This window comes from Arthrobacter sp. Soc17.1.1.1, from assembly GCF_036867195.1.
Classification (GTDB): Bacteria; Actinomycetota; Actinomycetes; order Actinomycetales; family Micrococcaceae; genus Arthrobacter_D.
This window is the reverse complement of the sequence record NZ_JBAJII010000001.1, coordinates 467,213-486,780: the sequence shown is the minus strand read 5'-3', so window position 1 is coordinate 486,780 and position 19,568 is coordinate 467,213. Positions and strand designations below refer to the sequence as shown.

Annotated in this window: 22 protein-coding genes and 1 tRNA gene; 5 read left to right on the top strand and 18 right to left on the bottom strand. The window is 71.8% G+C overall.

Features of this window, described 5'->3' with window-relative positions:
- Positions 1-4: 4 nt before the first annotated feature.
- Positions 5-1,231, bottom strand: a complete 1,227-nt coding sequence (locus V6S67_RS02335) for a trans-sulfuration enzyme family protein (protein WP_334208712.1) — start codon at positions 1,229-1,231, stop codon at positions 5-7.
- An 82-nt stretch (positions 1,232-1,313) separates the two neighbouring features.
- On the opposite strand from V6S67_RS02335, the gene tmk reads away from it, so the two are divergent.
- The 3 genes from tmk to V6S67_RS02320 are packed head-to-tail and all read left to right on the top strand — an operon-like array spanning position 1,314 to position 4,725.
- Positions 1,314-1,961, top strand: coding sequence for a dTMP kinase (tmk, locus tag V6S67_RS02330; RefSeq protein ID WP_334208711.1), 648 nt, complete (start codon positions 1,314-1,316; stop codon positions 1,959-1,961).
- Complete coding sequence (locus V6S67_RS02325; protein ID WP_334208710.1) at positions 1,958-3,151, top strand: DNA polymerase III subunit delta'; 1,194 nt, start codon at positions 1,958-1,960, stop codon at positions 3,149-3,151. The genes tmk and V6S67_RS02325 overlap by 4 nt, the downstream gene beginning before the upstream one ends.
- Positions 3,148-4,725 (top strand): alpha/beta hydrolase, encoded by a 1,578-nt coding sequence (locus V6S67_RS02320; protein WP_334208709.1) that lies wholly within the window; start codon positions 3,148-3,150, stop codon positions 4,723-4,725. Before V6S67_RS02325 ends, V6S67_RS02320 begins: the two co-directional genes overlap by 4 nt.
- Here the strand turns inward: V6S67_RS02320 and V6S67_RS02315 are convergent.
- Positions 4,680-5,420 (bottom strand): HAD family hydrolase, encoded by a 741-nt coding sequence (locus V6S67_RS02315; RefSeq protein WP_334208708.1) that lies wholly within the window; start codon positions 5,418-5,420, stop codon positions 4,680-4,682. The genes V6S67_RS02320 and V6S67_RS02315 overlap by 46 nt on opposite strands.
- Before the next feature lie 219 nt (positions 5,421-5,639).
- On the opposite strand from V6S67_RS02315, the gene V6S67_RS02310 reads away from it, so the two are divergent.
- Positions 5,640-5,715: transfer RNA gene (locus tag V6S67_RS02310), tRNA-Thr, on the top strand.
- A 138-nt stretch (positions 5,716-5,853) separates the two neighbouring features.
- Here V6S67_RS02310 and V6S67_RS02305 read toward each other — a convergent pair.
- The 15 genes from V6S67_RS02305 to V6S67_RS02235 form a co-directional block, all read right to left on the bottom strand.
- Positions 5,854-6,096, bottom strand: a complete 243-nt coding sequence (locus tag V6S67_RS02305) for an acyl carrier protein (RefSeq protein WP_334208707.1) — start codon at positions 6,094-6,096, stop codon at positions 5,854-5,856.
- Positions 6,097-6,205: 109 nt separating this feature from the next.
- Complete coding sequence (gene csrA, locus V6S67_RS02300) at positions 6,206-6,481, bottom strand: carbon storage regulator CsrA (RefSeq protein WP_334208706.1); 276 nt, start codon at positions 6,479-6,481, stop codon at positions 6,206-6,208.
- Positions 6,482-6,485: 4 nt separating this feature from the next.
- Entirely contained in the window at positions 6,486-7,712 is a 1,227-nt protein-coding gene (locus V6S67_RS02295; RefSeq protein WP_334208705.1) for a hypothetical protein, read from the bottom strand.
- Complete coding sequence (locus V6S67_RS02290) at positions 7,687-9,735, bottom strand: flagellar biosynthesis protein FlhA (RefSeq protein WP_334208704.1); 2,049 nt, start codon at positions 9,733-9,735, stop codon at positions 7,687-7,689. The genes V6S67_RS02295 and V6S67_RS02290 overlap by 26 nt, the downstream gene beginning before the upstream one ends.
- Complete coding sequence (locus V6S67_RS02285; RefSeq protein ID WP_334208703.1) at positions 9,735-10,838, bottom strand: EscU/YscU/HrcU family type III secretion system export apparatus switch protein; 1,104 nt, start codon at positions 10,836-10,838, stop codon at positions 9,735-9,737. The genes V6S67_RS02290 and V6S67_RS02285 overlap by 1 nt, the downstream gene beginning before the upstream one ends.
- A gap of 2 nt (positions 10,839-10,840) precedes the next feature.
- A complete protein-coding gene (locus tag V6S67_RS02280; protein WP_334208702.1) occupies positions 10,841-11,599 on the bottom strand; it encodes a flagellar biosynthetic protein FliR in 759 nt (252 codons plus the stop codon).
- Between the two features lies 1 nt (position 11,600).
- Entirely contained in the window at positions 11,601-11,876 is a 276-nt protein-coding gene (fliQ, locus tag V6S67_RS02275; RefSeq protein ID WP_334208701.1) for a flagellar biosynthesis protein FliQ, read from the bottom strand.
- 1 nt (position 11,877) lies between these two features.
- Positions 11,878-12,750, bottom strand: a complete 873-nt coding sequence (fliP, locus tag V6S67_RS02270; protein WP_334208700.1) for a flagellar type III secretion system pore protein FliP — start codon at positions 12,748-12,750, stop codon at positions 11,878-11,880.
- Positions 12,747-13,295 carry a FliO/MopB family protein gene (locus tag V6S67_RS02265; protein WP_334208699.1) on the bottom strand — a complete coding sequence of 183 codons (549 nt, stop codon included), beginning with the start codon at positions 13,293-13,295 and terminating at the stop codon, positions 12,747-12,749. The genes fliP and V6S67_RS02265 overlap by 4 nt, the downstream gene beginning before the upstream one ends.
- Positions 13,295-13,999: a flagellar motor switch protein FliN gene (gene fliN, locus V6S67_RS02260; RefSeq protein WP_334208698.1), complete on the bottom strand. Its 705-nt coding sequence runs from the start codon at positions 13,997-13,999 to the stop codon at positions 13,295-13,297. The genes V6S67_RS02265 and fliN overlap by 1 nt, the downstream gene beginning before the upstream one ends.
- Positions 13,996-14,907, bottom strand: coding sequence for a flagellar motor switch protein FliM (locus V6S67_RS02255; protein ID WP_334208697.1), 912 nt, complete (start codon positions 14,905-14,907; stop codon positions 13,996-13,998). The genes fliN and V6S67_RS02255 overlap by 4 nt, the downstream gene beginning before the upstream one ends.
- A 51-nt stretch (positions 14,908-14,958) precedes the next feature.
- Positions 14,959-15,876, bottom strand: a complete 918-nt coding sequence (locus V6S67_RS02250; protein ID WP_334208696.1) for a flagellar motor protein MotB — start codon at positions 15,874-15,876, stop codon at positions 14,959-14,961.
- Positions 15,873-16,727 carry a motility protein A gene (locus tag V6S67_RS02245; protein ID WP_334208695.1) on the bottom strand — a complete coding sequence of 285 codons (855 nt, stop codon included), beginning with the start codon at positions 16,725-16,727 and terminating at the stop codon, positions 15,873-15,875. Before V6S67_RS02245 ends, V6S67_RS02250 begins: the two co-directional genes overlap by 4 nt.
- A complete protein-coding gene (locus V6S67_RS02240) occupies positions 16,727-17,053 on the bottom strand; it encodes a flagellar FlbD family protein (RefSeq protein WP_334208694.1) in 327 nt (108 codons plus the stop codon). The genes V6S67_RS02245 and V6S67_RS02240 overlap by 1 nt, the downstream gene beginning before the upstream one ends.
- A 107-nt stretch (positions 17,054-17,160) precedes the next feature.
- The gene (locus V6S67_RS02235) at positions 17,161-17,457 is read right to left on the bottom strand and encodes a helix-turn-helix transcriptional regulator (protein WP_334208693.1); all 297 of its coding nucleotides are present in this window, start codon (positions 17,455-17,457) and stop codon (positions 17,161-17,163) included.
- A gap of 68 nt (positions 17,458-17,525) precedes the next feature.
- Here V6S67_RS02235 and map point away from each other — a divergent pair, with 68 nt between their 5' ends.
- Complete coding sequence (gene map, locus V6S67_RS02230) at positions 17,526-18,299, top strand: type I methionyl aminopeptidase (RefSeq protein WP_334208692.1); 774 nt, start codon at positions 17,526-17,528, stop codon at positions 18,297-18,299.
- A gap of 77 nt (positions 18,300-18,376) precedes the next feature.
- Here map and V6S67_RS02225 read toward each other — a convergent pair whose 3' ends face one another.
- Entirely contained in the window at positions 18,377-19,549 is a 1,173-nt protein-coding gene (locus tag V6S67_RS02225; protein ID WP_334208691.1) for a flagellar hook protein FlgE, read from the bottom strand.
- Positions 19,550-19,568 lie beyond the last annotated feature (19 nt).

Here is a 19,568-nt window from a genome sequence, read left to right as displayed (position 1 = left end):
GCGTTCAGCTTAGCTGGCCCGCCTCCCGGGATGCACGGGACGCAGCGGGCACCGGCGAGGCCCCATGGCCGGTCGCCCGGTGGAGCGCCTGGTCGAGGTCCGCCCAGAGGTCCTCGGGGTTCTCGATGCCGACGGACAGGCGGACGAGTGCCTCGGGCACCGTCTGCGGTTCGGCGGGCTGGCGCCGACGCCGCTCCACGAGCGATTCGACGCCCCCGAGGGAGGTGGCGGGGAGCCACAGCCGGACGGCGGCGACGAGCGCGTCCGCCGTGGCGACGTCGTCGAGTTCGATGCTGACGATCCCGCCGAAGCCGGTGAACTGGGCGGCCGCGCGCTCGTGGCCGGGGTCCGAGGGCAGGCCCGGGTACCGCACGCGGCGCACGGCGGGATGCTCGGCGAGGCGGTGCGCGAGCGCCAGCGCCGTGCCCTGGCTCCGTTCCATGCGCAGGGCGAGGGTGCGCAGTCCCCGCAGGGCGAGCCACACCTCAAACGGTCCCGCGATCGCGCCGTGCAGCGTCCGGTGTGCCAGGAGGCGCTCGCGCCGTACGGCGTCGGACGTCACGAGCGCCCCGAGGACCACGTCGGAGTGACCTGCCAGCCACTTGGTGACGGAGTGCAGGACGACGTCGACGCCGGCCTCCAGCGGGCGGTGCACGATGGGCGTGTTGAAGGTGTTGTCGGCGACGACGACGGCGCCCGCCGCGTGGGCGGCGTCGGTCAGGACGGCCAGCTCGGCGACCTCGAGCATCGGGTTGGTGGGGCTCTCGAGCCACAGCATGAGGTGCCCGGCGTCGAACCGCGCAGCGAGGCCGGCGAGTTCGGCGAGGACGGCGTCGGTGTCCGCGACATCGACGACGTGCAGTTCGAAGCGGCCCTGGGCGGCGAGGTCGGCGGCGAGGCTGAGCGAGCCGGCGTAGGCGTGGCGCGGCATGAGGACCGCTCCGCCCGACGGCACGAGCGAGAGCGCGGCGGCGGCGGCGCCGAGGCCCGAGGCGAAGACGAGCGCCGGGAGGTCCGCCCCCTCGAGGGCGCCGAGCGCATCCTCGAAGGGGTCCCACGTGGGGTTCGAACCACGGGCGTAGATGCGGTCGCCCGGCCGGGGCGCGCGCGTCTCGTGGTAGGTCGTCGTGAGGACGATCGGCGCGTTGACGGGTGCGTCGTGCTCGCGGGAAGGACGCCCCGCGGCGACGGTGAGGGTGTCGGGGGCGAGGTCGGACCGCTCGGATGCCATCCTCCGAGCCTAGCCCGGCGGCCGATCGCGCCCGCAAGTGTTACCCGGACACAAGGTCGCCGCCACTCGGTAGGCTGAGTCCGTGACCTTTCCCCTCCCGCACGGACTCCCCGGGCTCTTCGTCGCCCTCGAGGGCGGCGACGGCGCCGGCAAGTCCACCCAGGCGGCCATGCTCTGCCGGGCCCTCGAGGCCTCCGGCCGCCGGGCGGTCCGCACGCGGGAGCCGGGCGGCACCCCGATCGGGGAGACGCTCCGCTCGCTCGTCCTCGAGCACGGCCACGGCGAGATCGATGCGCGCACCGAGGCCCTCCTGTTCGCCGCCTCCCGGGCGGCCCACGTGCAGCAGGTGATCCTGCCCGCCCTGCGGCGCGGCGACGTCGTGGTGTGCGACCGCTACATCGACTCCTCCGTCGCCTACCAGGGCGCCGGCCGCGGACTCGGTGCGCAGGCCGTCCTCGACGTGAACCTCTGGGCCACCGAGGGCCTCCGCCCCGATCTCACCGTCCTGCTCGACGTGGAGCCCGCGGAGGGCCGGAGTCGGCGCACCGCGGGCCCGGTACCCGAGGACCGCCTCGAGTCCGAACCCGACGGCTTCCACGCGGACATCCGGGCGGCCTTCCTGGACCTCGCACGCCAGGCGCCGGAACGATACCTGGTACTGGGCGCGTCAGGCACGCCGGAGGAGCTGCACGGGGCCATCCTGGAGGCCCTCGCGCGGGTGCCCGCATGAGTGCCGTCACGCACAGCCTGCCCGCCACCGGCGTATGGGCCGAGCTGCGCGGCCAGGAGCAGGTGGTGGAGCAGCTGCGCCGTGCCGCCGAGTCCGGCGCCCCCACGCACGCCTGGCTCTTCACCGGCCCGCCCGGCTCCGGGCGCTCCAACGCCGCCCGGGCGTTCGCCGCTGCTCTGCTCTGCGAGCGGGAGGCCCTGACCGAGCGCGGCTGCGGGACGTGCAAGGCCTGCCGCACCGTCCTCGCCGGGACCCACGCCGACCTCACCAACGTCACCACCGAGAAGGTGACCATCAGCATCGACGAGGCCCGCGAGCTCGTCCGCAAGGCGCAGGACAAGCCGTCCACGGGCCGGTGGCGCATCATCGTCGTCGAGGACGCCGACCGCATGCAGGAACGCAGCACCAACGTGCTGCTCAAGGCCATTGAGGAACCCCCGCCGCGCACCATCTGGCTGCTCTGCGCGCCCAGCCCGGGTGACGTCCTCGTGACCATCCGTTCGCGCTGCCGGTCCGTGGGCCTCCGGCTCCCGCCCGTCCAGGACGTCGCCGACCTGCTCGTGGCACGGGACGGCATCGACCCTGCGACGGCGGAGGCGGCCGCGCGCGCCGCGCAGAGCCACATCGGCGTGGCGAAGCGCCTCGCGACCGACGACGGCGCCCGGGAGCGCCGCAACCAGATCGTCCGGCTCCCGCTGACCCTGCGCTCCGTGGCCGGGGCCATGCGCGCCGCCGCCGACCTCGTGAAGCTCGCCGAGGCGGAGGCGCAGAGCTCCTTCGAGCAGCGCGACGCCGAGGAGCGCGCCGCCCTCCTGGCCACCCTCGGCGCCCCCGAGACGGGCACCCTGCCGCCGTCCCTGCGGGCGCAGATCAGGCGCCTCGAGGAGGACCAGACCCGCCGTGCGAAGCGCTCCAAGAACGACTACTTCGACCGCGCGCTGACCGACCTCATCTCCTTCTACCGTGACGTCCTGATGCTGCAGGTCTCCACGGGGCAGCCGCTCGTGAACGAGCCGCTGCGCCCGGAGCTCGAGGAGTTCGCCCGCCGTGAGAGCGCCGAGGACACCCTGCTGCGCCTCGAGGCGATCAACGAGGTCCGGACGCGGCTCGTCAGCACCAATGTGTCCCCCCTCCTCGCGATCGAAGCGATGACCGTCAGCCTGCTGTCCCGGAAGGACCTCGACCGATGACCCCTGGACCGCTCTCCCCCGGTACGGCCCCGCGCCGTCGCCCCCTGGGCGTCTTCGCCGCGTCCGCCGCCGTGGTGCTCGGCCTGTCCGGGTGCACCCTGTTCTCCCCCGACGGGGCGGACGCCCCGGTGACCGGTGTGGAGACCGCCGATCCGGCGGCCATCGGCGAGGTGGCCGGTGATCTCCGCGGCTTCTACACGCAGGAGGTGCGGTGGGAGGACTGCGAGGAGTCGTTCTCGTGCGCCACGATCGAGGTGCCGCTGGACTACAGCGACCCCGGCCGCAGCAGCATCGAGCTGTCCGCCATCCGGTCCGACGCCACCGGCGAGGCGCAGGGCACCGTCCTCGTGAACCCGGGCGGTCCCGGAGGATCCGGCGTGAACATCGTGAAGGATTCCCTCGACTACGTCACGAGCGAGCGGCTGCGCGAGGACTACGACATCGTCGGGTTCGACCCCCGTGGGGTCAACCGGTCCAGCGCGGTCGAGTGCTACACCGACGCCGAGCAGGACGAGGCCCGGCAGGAGAGCTACCCGCCCGGCGCTCCCGAGGAGGAGATCCTGGCGCTGATGACCGCCGACGCCCAGGAGTACGCGGATCTCTGCGCCGAGCGCACGGGCGAACTGCTCGGGTTCGTGGACACCGAGTCGGCGGCACGCGACATGGACATCCTGCGCGCGCTCGTCAGCGACCCGAAGCTCAACTTCCTCGGTTTCTCCTACGGGACCCAGCTGGGGGCGACGTACGCGGACCTGTTCCCCGAGCGGGTGGGACGCCTCGTGCTCGACGGCGCGGTCGACCCCTCGCTCAGCAACGAGAACATCACGCTCGGGCAGGCGGGCGGCTTCGAACGGGCGGTCCGCGCGTACGTCGCCGCCTGCCAGCAGGGGGCGGACTGCCCGTACACCGGGAGCGTGGACGATGGCGTCCGCCAGATCCAGGACCTGTTCGCCGCCGTCGAGCGTCAGCCGCTCACCGCGGAGGACGGCCGCCTCGTGCCGATCTCCACCTTCGTCCAGGGCTTCATCCTGCCGCTCTACGACAACGGCAACTGGCCCACCCTCACCCAGGCGGTCACCGCGGCCCTCGCCGGCGACCCGACCAGCATGCTGTACCTCGCGGACCTCGGCGCCGAGCGCCGGCCGGACGGCACCTACGCGTCCAACTCGACGGCGGCCTTCCTCGCCGTGACATGCCTCGACTACCCGATGACGAGCGATCCCGCGCAGATGCGCGCCGACGAGCAGGAACTCGTCGCCGCGTCACCGACCTTCGGACGGTTCCTCGCCTACGGCGGCATCACGTGCGCGCCGTGGAAGTACCCGCCCGTCCTCGGGCCGGCTCCCCTGCAGGCCGCCGGGGCGGATCCGATCGTCGTGATCGGCACCACGGGCGATCCCGCCACGCCCTACGAGTGGTCCACCGCCCTCGCCGGGCAACTGGAGTCCGGCGTGCACGTCACCTGGCAGGGCGAGGGGCACACCGCCTACGGGCGGTCCAACGACTGCGTCCTCGACCTCGTCGACTCCTACTTCATCGACGGCACGGTCCCGGCGGACGGCACGCGCTGCTGAGTGCTGTCGATCCCTGACGGGAGCCACTGCGGCAGGTGGCACATGGACGGCAGGACGACGTCGGCCCCGGCGAGCCGCAGTTCGGCCTCCGAGTGCGCACCCGTCAGGACCCCGATGACCGCACCCGCGCCGGCCCTCTGCCCCGCGACGACGTCCGATGTCGTGTCCCCCGCCACGAGGACCGAACGGACGTCCTCGATGTCGAGGGCGAGGACCGCGGTGAGGATGATGTCCGGGTAGGGGCGGCCGCGGCCCGCGTCCGAGGGGCAGAGGCTGAGGTCGGCCAGGCCCATCCAGCCGAGGGACTCCAGGATCATGTTCTGCGTGTGCCGCCCGAAGCCGGTGGCGAGGCAGATCTTCAGGCCCAGGCCACGCAGCGCCAGGATGGCGTCCTCGGCGCCCGGGATGGGCCGGACGCCGTGCCGGGCAAGGAGGGTGTCGTATGCCGTCTCGAAGGTCCGGTTCACGCCCACGGCGGTGGCGGCGTCGTCGAAGAGATGCCGGAAGACGAGTTCCTTGGAGGTGCCCATCGTCCGGCGCGCGTACGCGGTCATGTCGTCGAAGGCACCCGTGCCCTCGTGCACGCCGTGCGAGGCCAGGGCCCGCGAGAAGGCCTCCTCCTGCAGGGCGCCCTCGTCGACGGTGGTCCCCGCCATGTCGATCACGGCGAGCGAGAATGTGCGGTCGTGCGCCACGCGGCGTCCCCCTTGTGCTGCCGGAACCGCCCCGATGCGGGTCACGGGTGCCCTCAGTGTTCCGGACGCGGCTGACGGGGGTGCGTACGGGAGGCGGCGCCGGGGTGAACCGGAGCCGAATTCGCGCCGGGATCCACCATTTTGACCGCGGGGCGGACCCTCCTATAAAGTTGTGGCTTGTGGATCGGCCCCGGGTACAGCCCGGAACCGGGAAGCATTGCCTCCTTAGCTCAGTCGGTAGAGCGTCTCACTCGTAATGAGAAGGTCGCCAGTTCGACTCTGGCAGGAGGCTCCATCGGAACCCCGGACGGTACGCCGCCGGGGTTCTTCCATGTCCGGACCGGTCCGGGCCCGTCCGGAGCTGTCGGCGGAGCTGTGGCGGGTCCGCGGGACGCGCACCCGCCACAGCTCCGCGTCCGGTGAGCGCGCCGGATCAGCCCATCGCCGGGCCGGACTCCGAGGACCCGGTCAGTTCACCCAGGAACGCGTGGCATCTCGCGGCCCGCTCGGAATCCTGGGCCATGACCTGCTCGAAGAAGTCCGCGATGTCGTCGCGGCCCGCGTTGCGGGCGTCGCGCACGTACTGCCCGTAGTCGTGCCCGGCCTTCAGCGAGTGGTACTGCAGGGAGATGAGGTCGAACGAGACGTCGTCGAATCCGGTTTCGCCAGTAGCCATGAGTACCTCCGTGTCGGTGTGAACAGGTGGTGTCAGGCTAGGTCCGTGGATTTCCGGCGGCAACGGCAAAATGGCGGAGCGCGGTCCTCGCCACTGCCCGGGGAGTCTGTTAGGCGCCGGGCGGGCCCTTCGGGCCTTCGTCGGTGATGACCACGGCGCCCGACTGCAGCAGTGCCTTCAGGGCGTCGGCACCCGCGGCATCGGCGGCCGCGGCGGCGAGGTTCGCCTCCGTGACGGCGCGCAGGACCTCCTCGCGCTGGATCTTCACGCCCCGGGGCGCGTCGATGCCGATGCGGATGCCCTCACCGCGGGAATCGAGCACCGTGATGACGATGTCGTCGCCGATCAGGATCTGCTCCCCGACCTTTCGCGTTAGAACAAGCATCGTGTCACTCTATCCCGGCCGGCCGGGCCCGTCGGCGACCGCCGCCCGGCCGGATGCGTCCCGTCGGCCCGTCCTGCCAGCCCACGGGCAGTCCCAGGGCGAGGACGGTGTCGGGCGTCGACGTCGCGCTCTGCCCGACGACGGCGAGGCCAGCCGGCTCGAGCCCGGCACGCTCCATGCTCCTGCGCAGCGCCCCGGCCCACGCGGCGGTGTCGGCCTCCTTGCGCCCGGCATCGACCGCGAGCCACACCTGGTCCGGGCGCAGGGCGAGCAGCAGGCGGGCATCCTCCACGGGGTCCCCGGACCACAGGGCGAGGAACACCGGGTGTCCGCCGTCCACGCCTGCGGCACGGGCGGCGTTCGCGTCGAGGTGGTCCCCGATCCTGCGGGCGTCCGGCCGCAGCCAGCCCGTGGCCTCCCCCGCGAGCGCGACCGCGGCGGGGGCTCCCCCGCCGAAGGCCGTCGCCATCGCCTGGACGACCTCCCAGCTCGCGGCGGGCGACCCGATGACGGTCACGAGATCGCCCGGGGCCTGGAGGACGGCGGGGACGGGTAGCCGCGCGGCGGACCGGCTGACGGTGTGTCCGCCCAGATCGGGCAGCTGTGCGGGGTCGCCCGGTACCGCGTCGAGGTGCGGGACGACGGCGGACGCGTCATCGGCCCCGGCGCTGCCCGGACCGCCGATCATGCCCGCCCCCGCATCGATCCCGGCCGCCGGCCGGGAGGGGCGCGCCACGGGACGGGCACGGTCGTCCTCCGCGGATCGGGCACGGTCGTCCGCAGCGGCCGGTGCCGGCGTCGGGCCGCCGGGGGACGGCACCGGGTCGGTCGCGAAGGTCAGGTTGTCCATGAGCGCGGCGAAGAGGCCCGAGTCGGTGGAGACGGCGGCCGCCGGTTCCTCCTGCCGCCCGGAACGGCTGCCGGTGCCCGCACGGCCGGTTCCGGTGAGCCGCGCCTCGTCGAGTTCGGCCTGTTCCAGGAGTGCGCCGATACCGGAGGGCTGCGCCGCGGCGCTGCGCCGTCCGCGTGGACGCCCGCCGGCCGGGGCGCCGTCCTGCTGCGGTACTTCCACGACGATCTCGTAGTGCTTGCGCGCGAAGACGCCCCGGATCCCGCCGACGGTCACCAGTTCCGCGGAGACGATGAGCGCGTGCGGCCCGTACAGGGTGGCGGCCCGCGTCTTCAGCTCCCCGAGGGAGGAACCCTCAAGATGAAACAGCTGCGGTACCACGGACCACTCCTACGGTCTCGATGGCCACGTTCGCGCTGGTGACCTCCTGGTAGGACAGCACGGGCAGTGCTGCCGCCTGCGGGCCGACGAGCCGTTTCAGCGCGGGCCGCAGCGCCGGTGCGCAGACGAGGACCGCGGCCTGCCCGGAGGCCTCGAGGTCGGCCGCCGTGGAGCGGATGGAGGCGAGGACGGCCTCGGTCCGGGCGGGGTCGAGGAGGATCTGCGTGCCCTGGTCGGACGGGCGGAGGCCCTCGAGCATGGACTGTTCGAGCAGCGGGTCGATCATGATGACGCGCAGCAGGGGGCCGTCGAGGTACGGCTGCGTCACGGCGGGCCCGAGTGCCAGCCGGGCGGCCTCGACGAGGCCCTCCGGGTCCGACGACGACTTCGCCTTCAGCGTCAGTGCCTCGTAGATGCGCGCGAGGTCGTTGATCGGCACCTGCTCCGACAGCAGTCCCTGCAGTACGCGCTGCACCTCGGCCAGCGACAGCAGACCGGGCACCAGTTCCTCGACGGCGGACGGGTTCACCTGCCGGACGCCGTCGGTCAGGACGCGGACGTCCTCGCGGGTCAGGAGGCGGGCGGCGTTCGCCGTGATGACCGCGGAGAGGTGGGTCACCAGCACCGACACGCGGTCGATGACCGTGGCGCCGGAGAGCTCGGCGTTGTGGCGGAGCTCGGACGGCACCCACTTGCCCGCGAGCCCGAACACGGGTTCGACGACCGCTGTGCCGGGCAGGTGGGCGAGGTGGTCGCCGAGGGCGAGGACCTTGCCGCGCGGCGCCTCGCCCCGCCCGGCCTCGACGCCGGCGATCCTGATGACGTAGGTGGCCGGCGGCAGGTCGATGCTGTCCCGTGTGCGGACGGGAGGGACCACGACACCGAGTTCGAGGGCGATCTTCCGGCGGAGTGCGCGGACGCGTCCGAGCAGGTCGTCGGGGGCGCCCGTGACGACGTCCACGAGGTCCGGGGCGAGCAGCACCTCGAGGGCGTGGACGCGCATCTGCTCGAGCAGGTCGTCGGTGCTGTCGGCCGAGGGTGCGGCGGCTTCGGCCTCGAGCGCGGCGGCCGCCGTCCGGGCGTCGGCGTCCGACTTCCTGAGCCGCTGTGCGATCACGATCAGGCCCGCCCCCACCACCACGAACGGCAGCTTCGGCATGCCGGGGATGAGGGCCATGACGATCGCCGCCGCTCCCGCGATGCGCAGGGCGTTCTGCGACTGGCCGAGCTGCTGCGCCGCCATCGAACCCATGTCCGCGTCGGCGTTGGAGCGGGTCACGATCATGCCGGTGGACACCGCCATGAGCAGAGCCGGGATCTGGGTGACGAGGCCGTCGCCGATGGTGAGCAGCCCGTACGTGGTGAGGGCCTCGGAGATGGGCAGGCCGTCCTGCAGCATGCCGATCGCGATGCCACCGACGATATTGATGATGATGATGATGATGCCGGCGATGGCGTCGCCCTTCACGAACTTCGACGCGCCGTCCATGGCACCGTAGAAGTCGGCCTCCGCGGAGACCTCCGCCCGGCGCTCGCGGGCCTGCGTGTCGGTGATCAGCCCGGCGTTGAGGTCGGCGTCGATGGCCATCTGCTTGCCCGGCATGGCGTCCAGCGTGAAGCGGGCCCCCACCTCGGCGACGCGCTCGGCACCCTTGGTGACCACGACGAACTGGATGACGACGAGGATCAGGAAGACGACGGCGCCGATGATGATCGACCCGCCGACGGCGACGTGCCCGAAGGCGGCGATGACCTCGCCCGCGTAGCCGTCGCCGAGCACCAGCCGGGTGGAGGCGACGTTGAGGCCGAGGCGGAACAGCGTCGCGACGAGCAGCAGGGACGGGAACACGGAGAAGTCCAGGGGCTTGCGCACGAACATGGTGTTCAGCAGGATCACGAGCGCCAGCAGGATGTTCACGATGATCAGCACGTCCAGCAGCACCGACGGCACCGGCACCACGAGGAGCAGGATGATGCCGACGACCCCGACGGGTACCAGGAACTTGGGCAGGGAAGAACGCATTATCGGAGGCCTCCGGCGGCTGCGGGTCGGGCGGGCAGGGTGTGGACGCCGCGGGCGGCTCCCCTGGTCCTCAGGGACATGACGAATGCCAGGATGCGGGCCACCTGGTCGTAGTTCTCGAACGGGATCTCCTGGCCGAGGTCGCACGCCGCATACAGGGCGCGTGCGAGCGGGATGTCCGAGACCATCGGCACGTGCTTCTTCTCGGCCTCCTCGCGGATCCTCGCGGCGATCACGCCGGCACCCTTCGCGACGACGCGCGGCGCCGACCGGCCGGGTTCGTATTTGAGGGCCACCGCGACGTGCGTCGGGTTGACGAGCACGACGTCGGCCCCGCCGACGGCGGCGATCATGCGGTTGCGGCTCATGGCGAGCTGGCGGGAGCGCCGCTGCGACTTGATGAGGGGGTCGCCGTCGGAGTTCTTGTTCTCGTCCTTGACCTCCTTCTTGGTCATGCGTGTCTTCTTGCGGTTGCGGCGCATCACCACGAGGACATCGAGCGCCGCGAGGGCGAGGCCCGCGACGACGGCGGCCTGCAGCAGCGCGGCCGTCCCTTCTCCGGCGGTGGAGAGGAGCGAGGCGACGGACAGCCCTCCGGCCGCCATGAGCGCCGGCATGAGGTTCTGCACGACGACGACGAGCACGAGCGCGACCACCCCGGTCTTCAGGAGCGCCTTCGCCCCCTGCCACAGGGCCTGGCCGCCGAGGATCCGCTTGAGTCCCGTGACCACGTTGAACTGCTCGAACCTGCCCGAGAACTTCTTCACGTGGATGCCGCCCTGCAGTGCTGCCGTGCCGAGGACGGCCACGAGCAGCACGCCGAGGAACGGCCCCAGGATGGTGGCGAGGGAGGCACCGCCGTCGGCGAGGGCGTCGAGGGCCGCCGCCGGGTCGGGGTTCGCGATGGTGTCGGCGACGCGGACGAGCTGCTCCGTGGCGACGTCCGAGGATCGTGCGATGAGGGACGGCAGCATGAGCGCCGCGGCCCCGACGCCGATCCAGGCCGTGAAGTCCTCGGACTTGCTGAGCTGGCCCTTGGAGCGGACGTCCTTCATCCGCTTGTCGGTGGCCTGCTCGGTCCGCTCGCCGGAATCCTCCGCCATGGTCAGCCCACCCCCATCAGGGCGGTCGCGGCCTCGTCGGCGAGGGTCGCGACGACGCGGGGCAGGGCCACGAACACCACGCCGCCGAGGCTGAGCGTGATGAAGATCTTGAGCGGGAAGCCGAGCGCGAAGGCGTTCAGGGCCGGGGCGACCCGCGTCAGGAGCCCGAGGCCGACGTCGGCCAGGAAGAGGACCACGATGAGCGGGCCGGCGATCTGGACGGAGGCGAGGAAGAGCCCGGTGACGGCGCCGGTGAGCGCTTCGGCGGGTTCGGCGAGGTCGAGCGCACCGCCCAGCGGCAGGGCGTCGAACGTCCGCATCAGGCCGCCGATGATGAGCTGGTAGCCGTCGGAGGTGAAGAGCAGTGTCAGGGCGGTGAGCTGGAACAGGCGCGCGAACTGGGCCCCGTTGACCATGGACTGCGGGTCGAAGCCCTGCGCCAGCGAGAAGCCGCCGAACAGGTCGATCAGGGCGCCGGCGGACTGGATGGCGGAGAAGATCACGAGCACGAGGAACCCCAGGGCCGCGCCGATCACGAGTTCGAGGACGAGCGCACCCACGTACTGCCCCGTGCCGCCGGTGGCATAGCCCTCGGCGACCCGCGGGGACACAGCGAGGGCGAGCCCGACGGCGAGCATCGCCTTGATGCGCGCCGGGATACCGCGGTAGGAGAAGGGCGGGGCGATCACGAGGAACGCGACGATCCGCACGCCGGCGAGTATCATCGACTCGATGCGGGCCTGGTCCAGCTCGATGTCCATGTCAGCCGCCCCCGAGCAGGCCCGGGATGCGCTCGAACATCTCGTGGGTGAACGAGATCATCTCCGCGATCATCCAGTGGCCGCAGACCAGCAGGGCGATGCACACGGCGGCGGCCTTCGGCACGAAGGAGAGCGTGACCTCCTGGATCTGGGTGATGGACTGCAGCAGCGAGATCGCGAATCCCACCACGAGGGCCGTCAGCAGGACGGGTGCGGAGAGTTTCGCGGCGGCCCAGATGCCTGCGAGGCCGATGTCGAGGACGGCGTTGGTGTCCACGTCAACCGCCCTGGTAGCTGTTGATGAGCGAGGTGATGATCAGTCCCCACCCGTCCACGAGGACGAACAGCAGGATCTTGAAGGGCAGCGAGATCATGACCGGCGGGAGCATCATCATGCCCATGGACATCAGCGCGGCCGACACCACGAGGTCGATCACGAGGAACGGCACGAAGATCACGAACCCGATGATGAACGCGGCCCGGAGTTCGGAGATCATGAACGCCGGGATGAGCGTGGTCAGCGGCACGCTCGCGGCGTCCTGCGGGTTCGGCTGCCCGGCCGCCCGTGTCATGAGCGCGAGGTCCTCCTCGCGGGTGTGGGCCGTCATGAAGGTCTGCAGCGGCCCGGCGCCGTCGGCGAGTGCCTGCGAGAAGGTGGTCGCTCCGTCGAGGTAGGGCTGCACGGCGAGGTCGTTGATCTCGGTCAGGACCGGCGCCATGATGAACAGCGACAGGAACAGGGCCAGCCCGGCGAGCACCTGGTTGGGTGGGATGGACGGCAGGGAGAGGGCGTTCCGGGTCATCGCCAGGACCACGAAGATCTTGGTGAAGGACGTCATCATCAGCAGCAGCGCCGGCGCCACGGAAAGCAGGGTGATGCCGATGAGCGTCAGGACCGCCGAGCTCGGAGCCCCGTCCACGCCGTTGATCTCGACCGACAGGCCGTCGTCGCTCCCGGGCGGTGTGGGAGCCGTCGGGTCGGCGGGGGCGGACGGCGCCGTGGGTGCCGGGACGGCAGGGTCCAGCTCGCCGGCGTGCCCCGCGGCCGCCCCGAGGAGGACGACGACGACGGCCAGCACGAAGGCGGCCGCCACTGCGAGGGTGCGTGAGCGGCGCGCACCGCGCGCCGGGAGGGGTGCGGCCGGGGTCACCCCGCCCGTCCCTGGCGCAGGAAGGCCGCGGTCTGCTTCCAGGTGGCGGGAGAGAGGATCGAGCCGTGCAGCGGTGCGGCGGCACGCGCCGACTCCGTGGCCCGGACCGCGCGGCGGCTCGTCGGGTACGTGTCGGTCATCGGCGCGGTGCCGGTCATCGGCACGGTGTCGACCGCTCCGCCGGCCAGCCGGAGCGAGGCCGCGAAGCGGGCGTCGGAGGTCTCGGCGGGCCCGGACACGGCGCTGGCCGGGTGTCCTGCGGCGTGGTCGGATCCGGGGACCGCCTGCAGGGCGCGAGGGGCGGCCGAGGAGTGGAGGACCGATACCGACTGCTCGGTGACGCCGAGGTAGAAGCGCGTCCCCTCGGCGTCGAGCACGACCACCGAGGCCTTCGCGCCGATCCCCTGGCGGGCCACGACGGACACGAGGCCCGCCCCGGCACGGTTCCCGTTGATCCTCGAGACCTTCCGGTGCAGGACGAAGAGCAGGGCGAGGACCACGCCGAGGGACAGCAGCACGCGCAGCGCGAGGACCACCACGTCCACTAGAGGCTGCCGTCCGCGACGTCGAGGATCTGGGTGATGCGCACGGCGTAGTCCTGGTCCACGACGACGACCTCGCCGTGCGCGACGAGGCGCCCGTTGAGCAGGACGTCCGCGGGAGCACCGGCGGACCGGTCGAGCTCGATGACGGCGCCCGGCTCGAGGTCCAGCACGTCGCGGACGGACATGCGGGTCCGGCCGATCTCGACGGTCATGGCCATCTCCACGTTGCTGATGCGGCCGAGGTTGGCGGCCCCGGCGGATGCCGAGGCCCGGCGCGGAGCCGCACCGGGCCGTGCACCGCGCAGGCGCACGGCGAACCAGCCGACCGTGCCGGACGGACCGGCGAGACGGAAGACGGAGGTCTCGGCGTCGCGGAACAGGGGCAGTGCGTCCTGCACGGCCGGGACGCCGAGCACGCCGTCCCCGAGGGAGCCGGAGGCGGCCTCGAGGGCGGGTACGAGCACGTCGGCCGGGGAGACCAGCGGTGACGACGTGCCCGCGGCGACGGCGAGGGGCTGCGCGTCGATCAGGACGACGGCCAGGTCGGCGGAGGAGGCACCCACGAAGGAGGCGACGACGGCGGTCGAGGCACTCGCGGACGGCACCTCGGCGGCGTTGCAGGGCTCGGCCGTGAGCGGGCCGGGAAGCGGCAGTCTCGCTGCGAGGGACGCGGCGGCCTCGTGCTCGGCGGTGGTGGTGTTCATGGTGCGGTGTTCTCCTCGGTGGTCACTACTACACAGGCCAGGCGTGAGCCGTTCTGGCCCAGGGCTGCCTCGCCGAGCCGCTGTCCGCTGACGGCGAGCTCGAAGGGTCGGTGCTGCGGGTGCGGCAGCTTCAGCACGTCCCCGACGGCGAGGTCGAGGATGCGGGAGGGCAGGACGGGCAGGGCGGCGAGCTGCACGGAGACGTCGACGGGCACGTGCGTCACCTGCTGTTCGATCAGCTCTCGGGCGTCCTCGCTCGTGCCCGTCGGGTTCGCGTCGCCGAGCTGTGCGAGCAGGAGATGCGCGGGGATGGCGATGGTCGCCCGGCTGACGCGGTCGCTCACGCGGATCTCGAAGACGCCGACGATCATGAGCTCGGTGGTCGAGGCCGCCTGGGCGAACTGGGCGTTGTACTGGATCGAGTCGATGCTCAGCTGGTGGGACAGGACGGACCCGAGCGAGTAGTGCAGCCCCTCGAGGGCGTCGTCCATGAGGCGCCGGATCAGCGCCTGCTCGATCTGGGTGAACTTCCGCTCCTCGTGGGGAACCGCGCCGTGGCCGCCGAGCATCGAATCCACCCAGTACAGTCCCGCCGACGCGGGGAACTGGATGACCGCCTTGCTCGCGTGGCCGGTGACGGCGCACAGCACCATCGCCGTCGTGGGTGGCAGGGACGCCGCGTACTCGTTGTACGTCTGCAGGAGGAGCTGCTCGCTGGTCACCTGCGCGATGGCGCGGATCTTCGCGGTCAGCTGCGTGCCCCACTGGCGGGCGAGCGTCTCGAACCCGAGTTCGAGCACGCGGGAGTGTTCACGCGCGAGCGTGGTGGGGCGGCGGAAGTCATAGACATCCACCGCCCGGGGCGTCACCGAGGGCACGCCAAAGGAGAGTTGTTCCTGGACCGTCACGCCATCGACTATCGGACGCCGGGCACGGGGCGTTAGTGATCCGCGGGCGCGTCAGCCGGCGGCGATCTCCGGGATCAGTGCGCGCACGTCCTCCGGCTGGCCGGAGTGGACCACGATGTCCACGCGCCGGTTCAGTTCGAGCTCCGCCTCGGTGGTCCCGGGAGCGAGGGGGCGCGACTCGCCGTACCCGATGGCCGAGAGCCGGGGTGCCGGGACCCCGCCCGTGTCGATGAGGTTCCGCACCACGTTGACGGCCCGCTCGGTGGACAGCTCCCAGTCCAGCGGACGCGGTACGGAGTCGGGCAGGCGCGCGGTGTGCCCTTCGACGCCCACCTCGTTGGGGATGGACGCCAGGACGGGCCCCACGCCCTCTAGCACGCGGAGCGTCTGATCGGTGAGCTGCGCGCTGTCGGGGAGGAAGAACGTCTCCGATCCGACGAGGCGGATGGTGAGGCCGCGCTCGTCGATGACGTAGCGGACGGCGTCGGCGAGGTCGCGCCCGCGCAGCTCCGCGTCGATCCGCTCCTGCAGCGCACGCAGGTTCTCGACCTCCGCAGCGGCACGCTCGCGGTCCGTCGCCGGCTCGGCGGCATCGCCGCCCGCCGACGGCGAGGGTGAGGGCGTGGGTGCGGCGACGTCGGCCGCTCCCGGCTCCTGTTTCTGCGCCTCGGTGTCCGTGAGCGCAGCTCCCCCGGCGAAGGACTCGCCCTCGTCGTTGGCGTGCTCGGCGGGGACGATGGTGCCCTCGGCGGTGTCCACGGTCGCCGTCTCCACGGTACCGAAGCCCGTGGCCAGGGAGGAGCGCAGCTGCTCGAACTTCTGCTGGTCCACCGAGGACATGGCGTACAGGACGATGAACATGCACATCAGCACGGTGACCATGTCCATGTAGGACGCCATCCAGCGCTCGTCCGGGTGCTCCTCGCCGTGCTCCTCGCCGTGCCGTTTCCGGTGCGGGCGTCGGCTCACGCGGCTGCCTTGCCCTGCGCGGTGATCGCCTCGCCCGAGCCCTTCGAACCCTTCGCGCCCTTCCCGCCGTCCTTGCCGTCCTTGCCTGCCTTGCCCTTGCCCTGGGCGTGCTGCGGCACCATGGCCTTCAGCCGCTCACCGAGCAGGCGGGGCTGGCTGCCGGCCTGGACCGCGAGGACCCCCTCCATGAGGAGGGTCATGCGGGCCGTCTCCATCTCGCCGAGGCGCTTGATCCGGGTGCCGATGGGCAGCCAGAGGAAGTTCGCGGAGAGCAGGCCCCACAGCGTGGCGACGAAGGCCGCGGCGATCATCGGCCCCAGCTTGTCGGGACTGGAGAGGTTCTCGAGCACGTGCGTCAGCGACACCACGGTCCCGATGATGCCGACGGTCGGCGCATAGCCACCGAGACTCGCGAAGAACTTGGCGGCCGTGCGGTGCGTCTGCGACGCGGAATCGATCTCGTCCTCGAGGATCTCGCGCAACTCCTCGCCGTCGGTGCCGTCGGCGATGTTCTGCAGGGCGCCACGGAGGAAGGGGTCCTTGACCGTGTTGGCCTCCTCCTCGAGCGCCAGCAGCCCCTCGCTGCGCGCCTTCTCGGCGAGGACCACCACGCTGTCGATCGTGTCCTGCGGCGGGACCGTCTTACCCTTCATCGCGGGCGGGACGGCCTTCACGGCCACCAGGAAGTCCTTCAGCGTGCCTCCGGCGATGCCGATGGCGAGCGTGGCACCGAACACGAGAATCATGGGCGCCGGGAGCAGGAGCGCCTCGACGCTCGCGTGCTCGAGGGTGATCATCGCGTAGAGCGCCCCGAAGGCGAGGAGAATGCCGACGAGTGTTGCGGGATCCATTACGTGTTCCTTGGTCGGAGCGGGACGGGAGCGCCGCCATCGGTCTCGTCGGAGGACCCGGCGTCGTCCCCGGCATCACGGACGAGCCCGAGCGGACGCGGGCCCGTCGGGTCCTCGTCGGCAGGGCCGGCCATGAAGCGGGCGAGTGAGATGATCCGCGCCCGGTAGGCGGAGATCAGGTCGATCACTTCGCCGAGGGATTCGGTGACGATGTACTTGGCGCCGTCGACCATCACGAGCGTGGTGTCCGGATTCTCATGGATGCGCTCGATGAGGTCAGGGTTCACCGCGAACTGGCTCTCGTTGAGCCGGGTCACCACGATCATCGGACATCCTGGGGTCGGGACGCCCCGGCGGGGCCTCTTCCACCCACTGTCGGCACCTGCTGCGGCTTCGTAAGGCACGCGCGGCCCGCTCCGCCCCGCCGGGCGGGTCAGGACGCCAGTCGCTGACCCGTCCCGGGCGCGGAGCCGGCCGTCCCGGCGCCGGGCCGGTTGATCTCGGCCCACACGTCATCGAGGGAGAGCCCGACGACGGCGGCGATCGCCGCGATGGTCGGGAAGGCCGGGGTGGCGACACGGCCCGATTCGATCTTCCGGAGCGTCTCCGGTGACACGCCGGCGTCCAGGGCGGTCTCGAGCATCGGACGCTCCCCCCTGGCGCGGCGCAGGAGGATCCCGAGGCGCTGCCCGCGCTCGACATCCGCGGGGGTGAGGGGCAATCTGACCATGAGGCCGAGTCTAGTCCTGGGATACTATTACCGGGATAGTTATTGGTCCGTCCGGAAGTAGGCATCGCATGATCGAGATCCTGAGCCCCGCCGAGGTGGGCCGCGCCAGAGCCACGGGCACCCTGGTGGCCGACATCCTGCACACGCTCAAGGGCCGCACCACCATCGGCACCAATCTGCTGGACATCGACCGGTGGGCGAAGGAGATGATCGTCGAGGCCGGCGCGCAGTCCTGCTATGTCGACTACGCGCCCTCCTTCGGACGTGGTCCGTTCGGGCACTACATCTGCACCTCCGTCAACGACGCCGTGCTCCATGGCCTGCCGTTCGACTACGCCCTGGCTGACGGCGACCTGCTGTCCCTCGATCTCGCCGTCTCGCTGGGTGGCGTGGTCGCGGACTCCGCCATCAGCTTCATCGTGGGCGGATCCGCGGACCCGGCCGGCACCGCGATGATCGCCGCGACCGAGCGCGCGCTCGCTGCCGGGATCGCGGCCGCCCGGCCGGGCGCCCGTATCGGCGACCTCTCCCACGCCATCGGCTCGGTGCTCCGCGACGCGGGCTACACGGTCAACACCGACTTCGGGGGTCACGGCGTCGGGTCGACGATGCACCAGGACCCGCACATCCCGAACACCGGGCGGCCCGGCCGCGGCTACGAGCTCCGCCCCGGACTGTTGCTGGCGCTCGAGCCCTGGGTCATGGTGGACACCGCCACACTGGTCACGGACGCCGACGGGTGGACGCTCCGCAGTGCCACGGGCTGCCGGACGGCGCACACCGAGCACACCATCGCCATCACCGACGACGGCGCAGAGATCCTCACACTGCCCAGCCGGTAGGGAGCCCCACCGGGCCGGCACCGGAGGAATCCCCCGAGCGGTGGTGCCGGCCGGGTCCTCCCGGCCGGCACCTCCGCCTAGCGCTTCAGGTTCGCGAGTTCCTGCAGCACCTCGTCGGAGGTCGTGATGATGCGGGCGTTCGCCTGGAAGCCGCGCTGCGCCACGATCAGGTTGGTGAACTCCTGCGAGAGGTCCACATTGGACATCTCGAGCGTGCCCGCATCGAGTGATCCGAGGCCGTTGGCGCCCGCGGCGCCGATCTCCGCGGCACCCGAGTTCGCCGTCGCACGGTAGGACGAGGCGCCCGCCTTCTCGAGGCCCGTGGGGTTCACGAAGCCCGCGAGCGCCACGCGGCCCAGCGGCTGGCGGCTGCCGTTGCTGAACGCCCCCACCAGGGTGCCGTCGGCACCGACCGTGAAGGACTCGAGGGTGCCGGCCGAGCGGCCGTTGCCCTCGGAGATGGAGACGGTCCTGAGCTGGGCGAAGCCGGTGACGGACGAGAGATCGACGGCGACGCCGCCCACCGTGATCGAGGAGCCCGCGGCGGCCTGGCCGTTCGGCAGCAGGAGTTCCGTGCTGCCCGCCGCACCGTTCGCATCCTGACCCGCGACAGCCCAGCCCGTGGCCGAGCGGGTGAAGGTGAGCGTGAGGTCGCGTGCCGCGCCGTCCGCGCCGTACACCACCCTTTCCTGCAGGATCTGTGTGCCGACGGCCGCGTCGGAGGGCAGGTTGCCCGTGACGCGCGCCGTCGTCGTCGCCTGTCCCGGGGAGACCGCGCCCTTGGGCATCCGCAGGTCGCCGACCGCGCCGCCCTGCTGGACGACGCCATTGACGGCGGGCCAGCCCTGGACGAGGGAGCCGTCCGGGGTCACGAGGCGGCCCTCGGCGTCGGGGGTGAAGGCGCCCGCCCGGGTGTAGAGGGTCTCTCCGCCGAGGCGCGTGATGAAGAAGCCGTCGCCGTTGATCATCATGTCCGTGGCACGGCCCGTGGCCTGGGCCGAGCCCTGGGAGAAGTTGGTGACGATGCCCGCCACCTGCACGCCGAGGCCCACCTGAGCCGGGTTGGTGCCGCCCAGGGCTTCCTGGGGTGCGCCCGCGCCCTGGGTCAGCTGGGACAGCGTGTCCTGGAACTGGGTGGCGGAAGCCTTGAAGCCGGTGGTGTTGACGTTGGCGATGTTGTTGCCGGTGACGTCGAGCATGGTCTGGTGGGAGCGGAGCCCCGAGATGCCGGAGTAGAGCGAGCGAAGCATGGTGGTGCCTTTCGGGAGG

Bases quoted from the DNA above. Each gene is read 5' to 3' on its own strand.
- V6S67_RS02335 (WP_334208712.1), bottom strand. From the start codon at position 1,231: ATGGCATCCGAGCGGTCCGACCTCGCCCCCGACACCCTCACCGTCGCC.
- V6S67_RS02325 (WP_334208710.1), top strand. From the start codon at position 1,958: ATGAGTGCCGTCACGCACAGCCTGCCCGCCACCGGCGTATGGGCCGAG.
- V6S67_RS02320 (WP_334208709.1), top strand. From the start codon at position 3,148: ATGACCCCTGGACCGCTCTCCCCCGGTACGGCCCCGCGCCGTCGCCCC.
- V6S67_RS02305 (WP_334208707.1), bottom strand. From the start codon at position 6,096: ATGGCTACTGGCGAAACCGGATTCGACGACGTCTCGTTCGACCTCATC.
- csrA (WP_334208706.1), bottom strand. From the start codon at position 6,481: ATGCTTGTTCTAACGCGAAAGGTCGGGGAGCAGATCCTGATCGGCGAC.
- V6S67_RS02290 (WP_334208704.1), bottom strand. From the start codon at position 9,735: ATGCGTTCTTCCCTGCCCAAGTTCCTGGTACCCGTCGGGGTCGTCGGC.
- V6S67_RS02285 (WP_334208703.1), bottom strand. From the start codon at position 10,838: ATGGCGGAGGATTCCGGCGAGCGGACCGAGCAGGCCACCGACAAGCGG.
- V6S67_RS02280 (WP_334208702.1), bottom strand. From the start codon at position 11,599: ATGGACATCGAGCTGGACCAGGCCCGCATCGAGTCGATGATACTCGCC.
- fliN (WP_334208698.1), bottom strand. From the start codon at position 13,999: ATGAACACCACCACCGCCGAGCACGAGGCCGCCGCGTCCCTCGCAGCG.
- V6S67_RS02245 (WP_334208695.1), bottom strand. From the start codon at position 16,727: ATGGATCCCGCAACACTCGTCGGCATTCTCCTCGCCTTCGGGGCGCTC.
- V6S67_RS02240 (WP_334208694.1), bottom strand. From the start codon at position 17,053: ATGATCGTGGTGACCCGGCTCAACGAGAGCCAGTTCGCGGTGAACCCT.
- V6S67_RS02235 (WP_334208693.1), bottom strand. From the start codon at position 17,457: ATGGTCAGATTGCCCCTCACCCCCGCGGATGTCGAGCGCGGGCAGCGC.
- map (WP_334208692.1), top strand. From the start codon at position 17,526: ATGATCGAGATCCTGAGCCCCGCCGAGGTGGGCCGCGCCAGAGCCACG.
- V6S67_RS02225 (WP_334208691.1), bottom strand. From the start codon at position 19,549: ATGCTTCGCTCGCTCTACTCCGGCATCTCGGGGCTCCGCTCCCACCAG.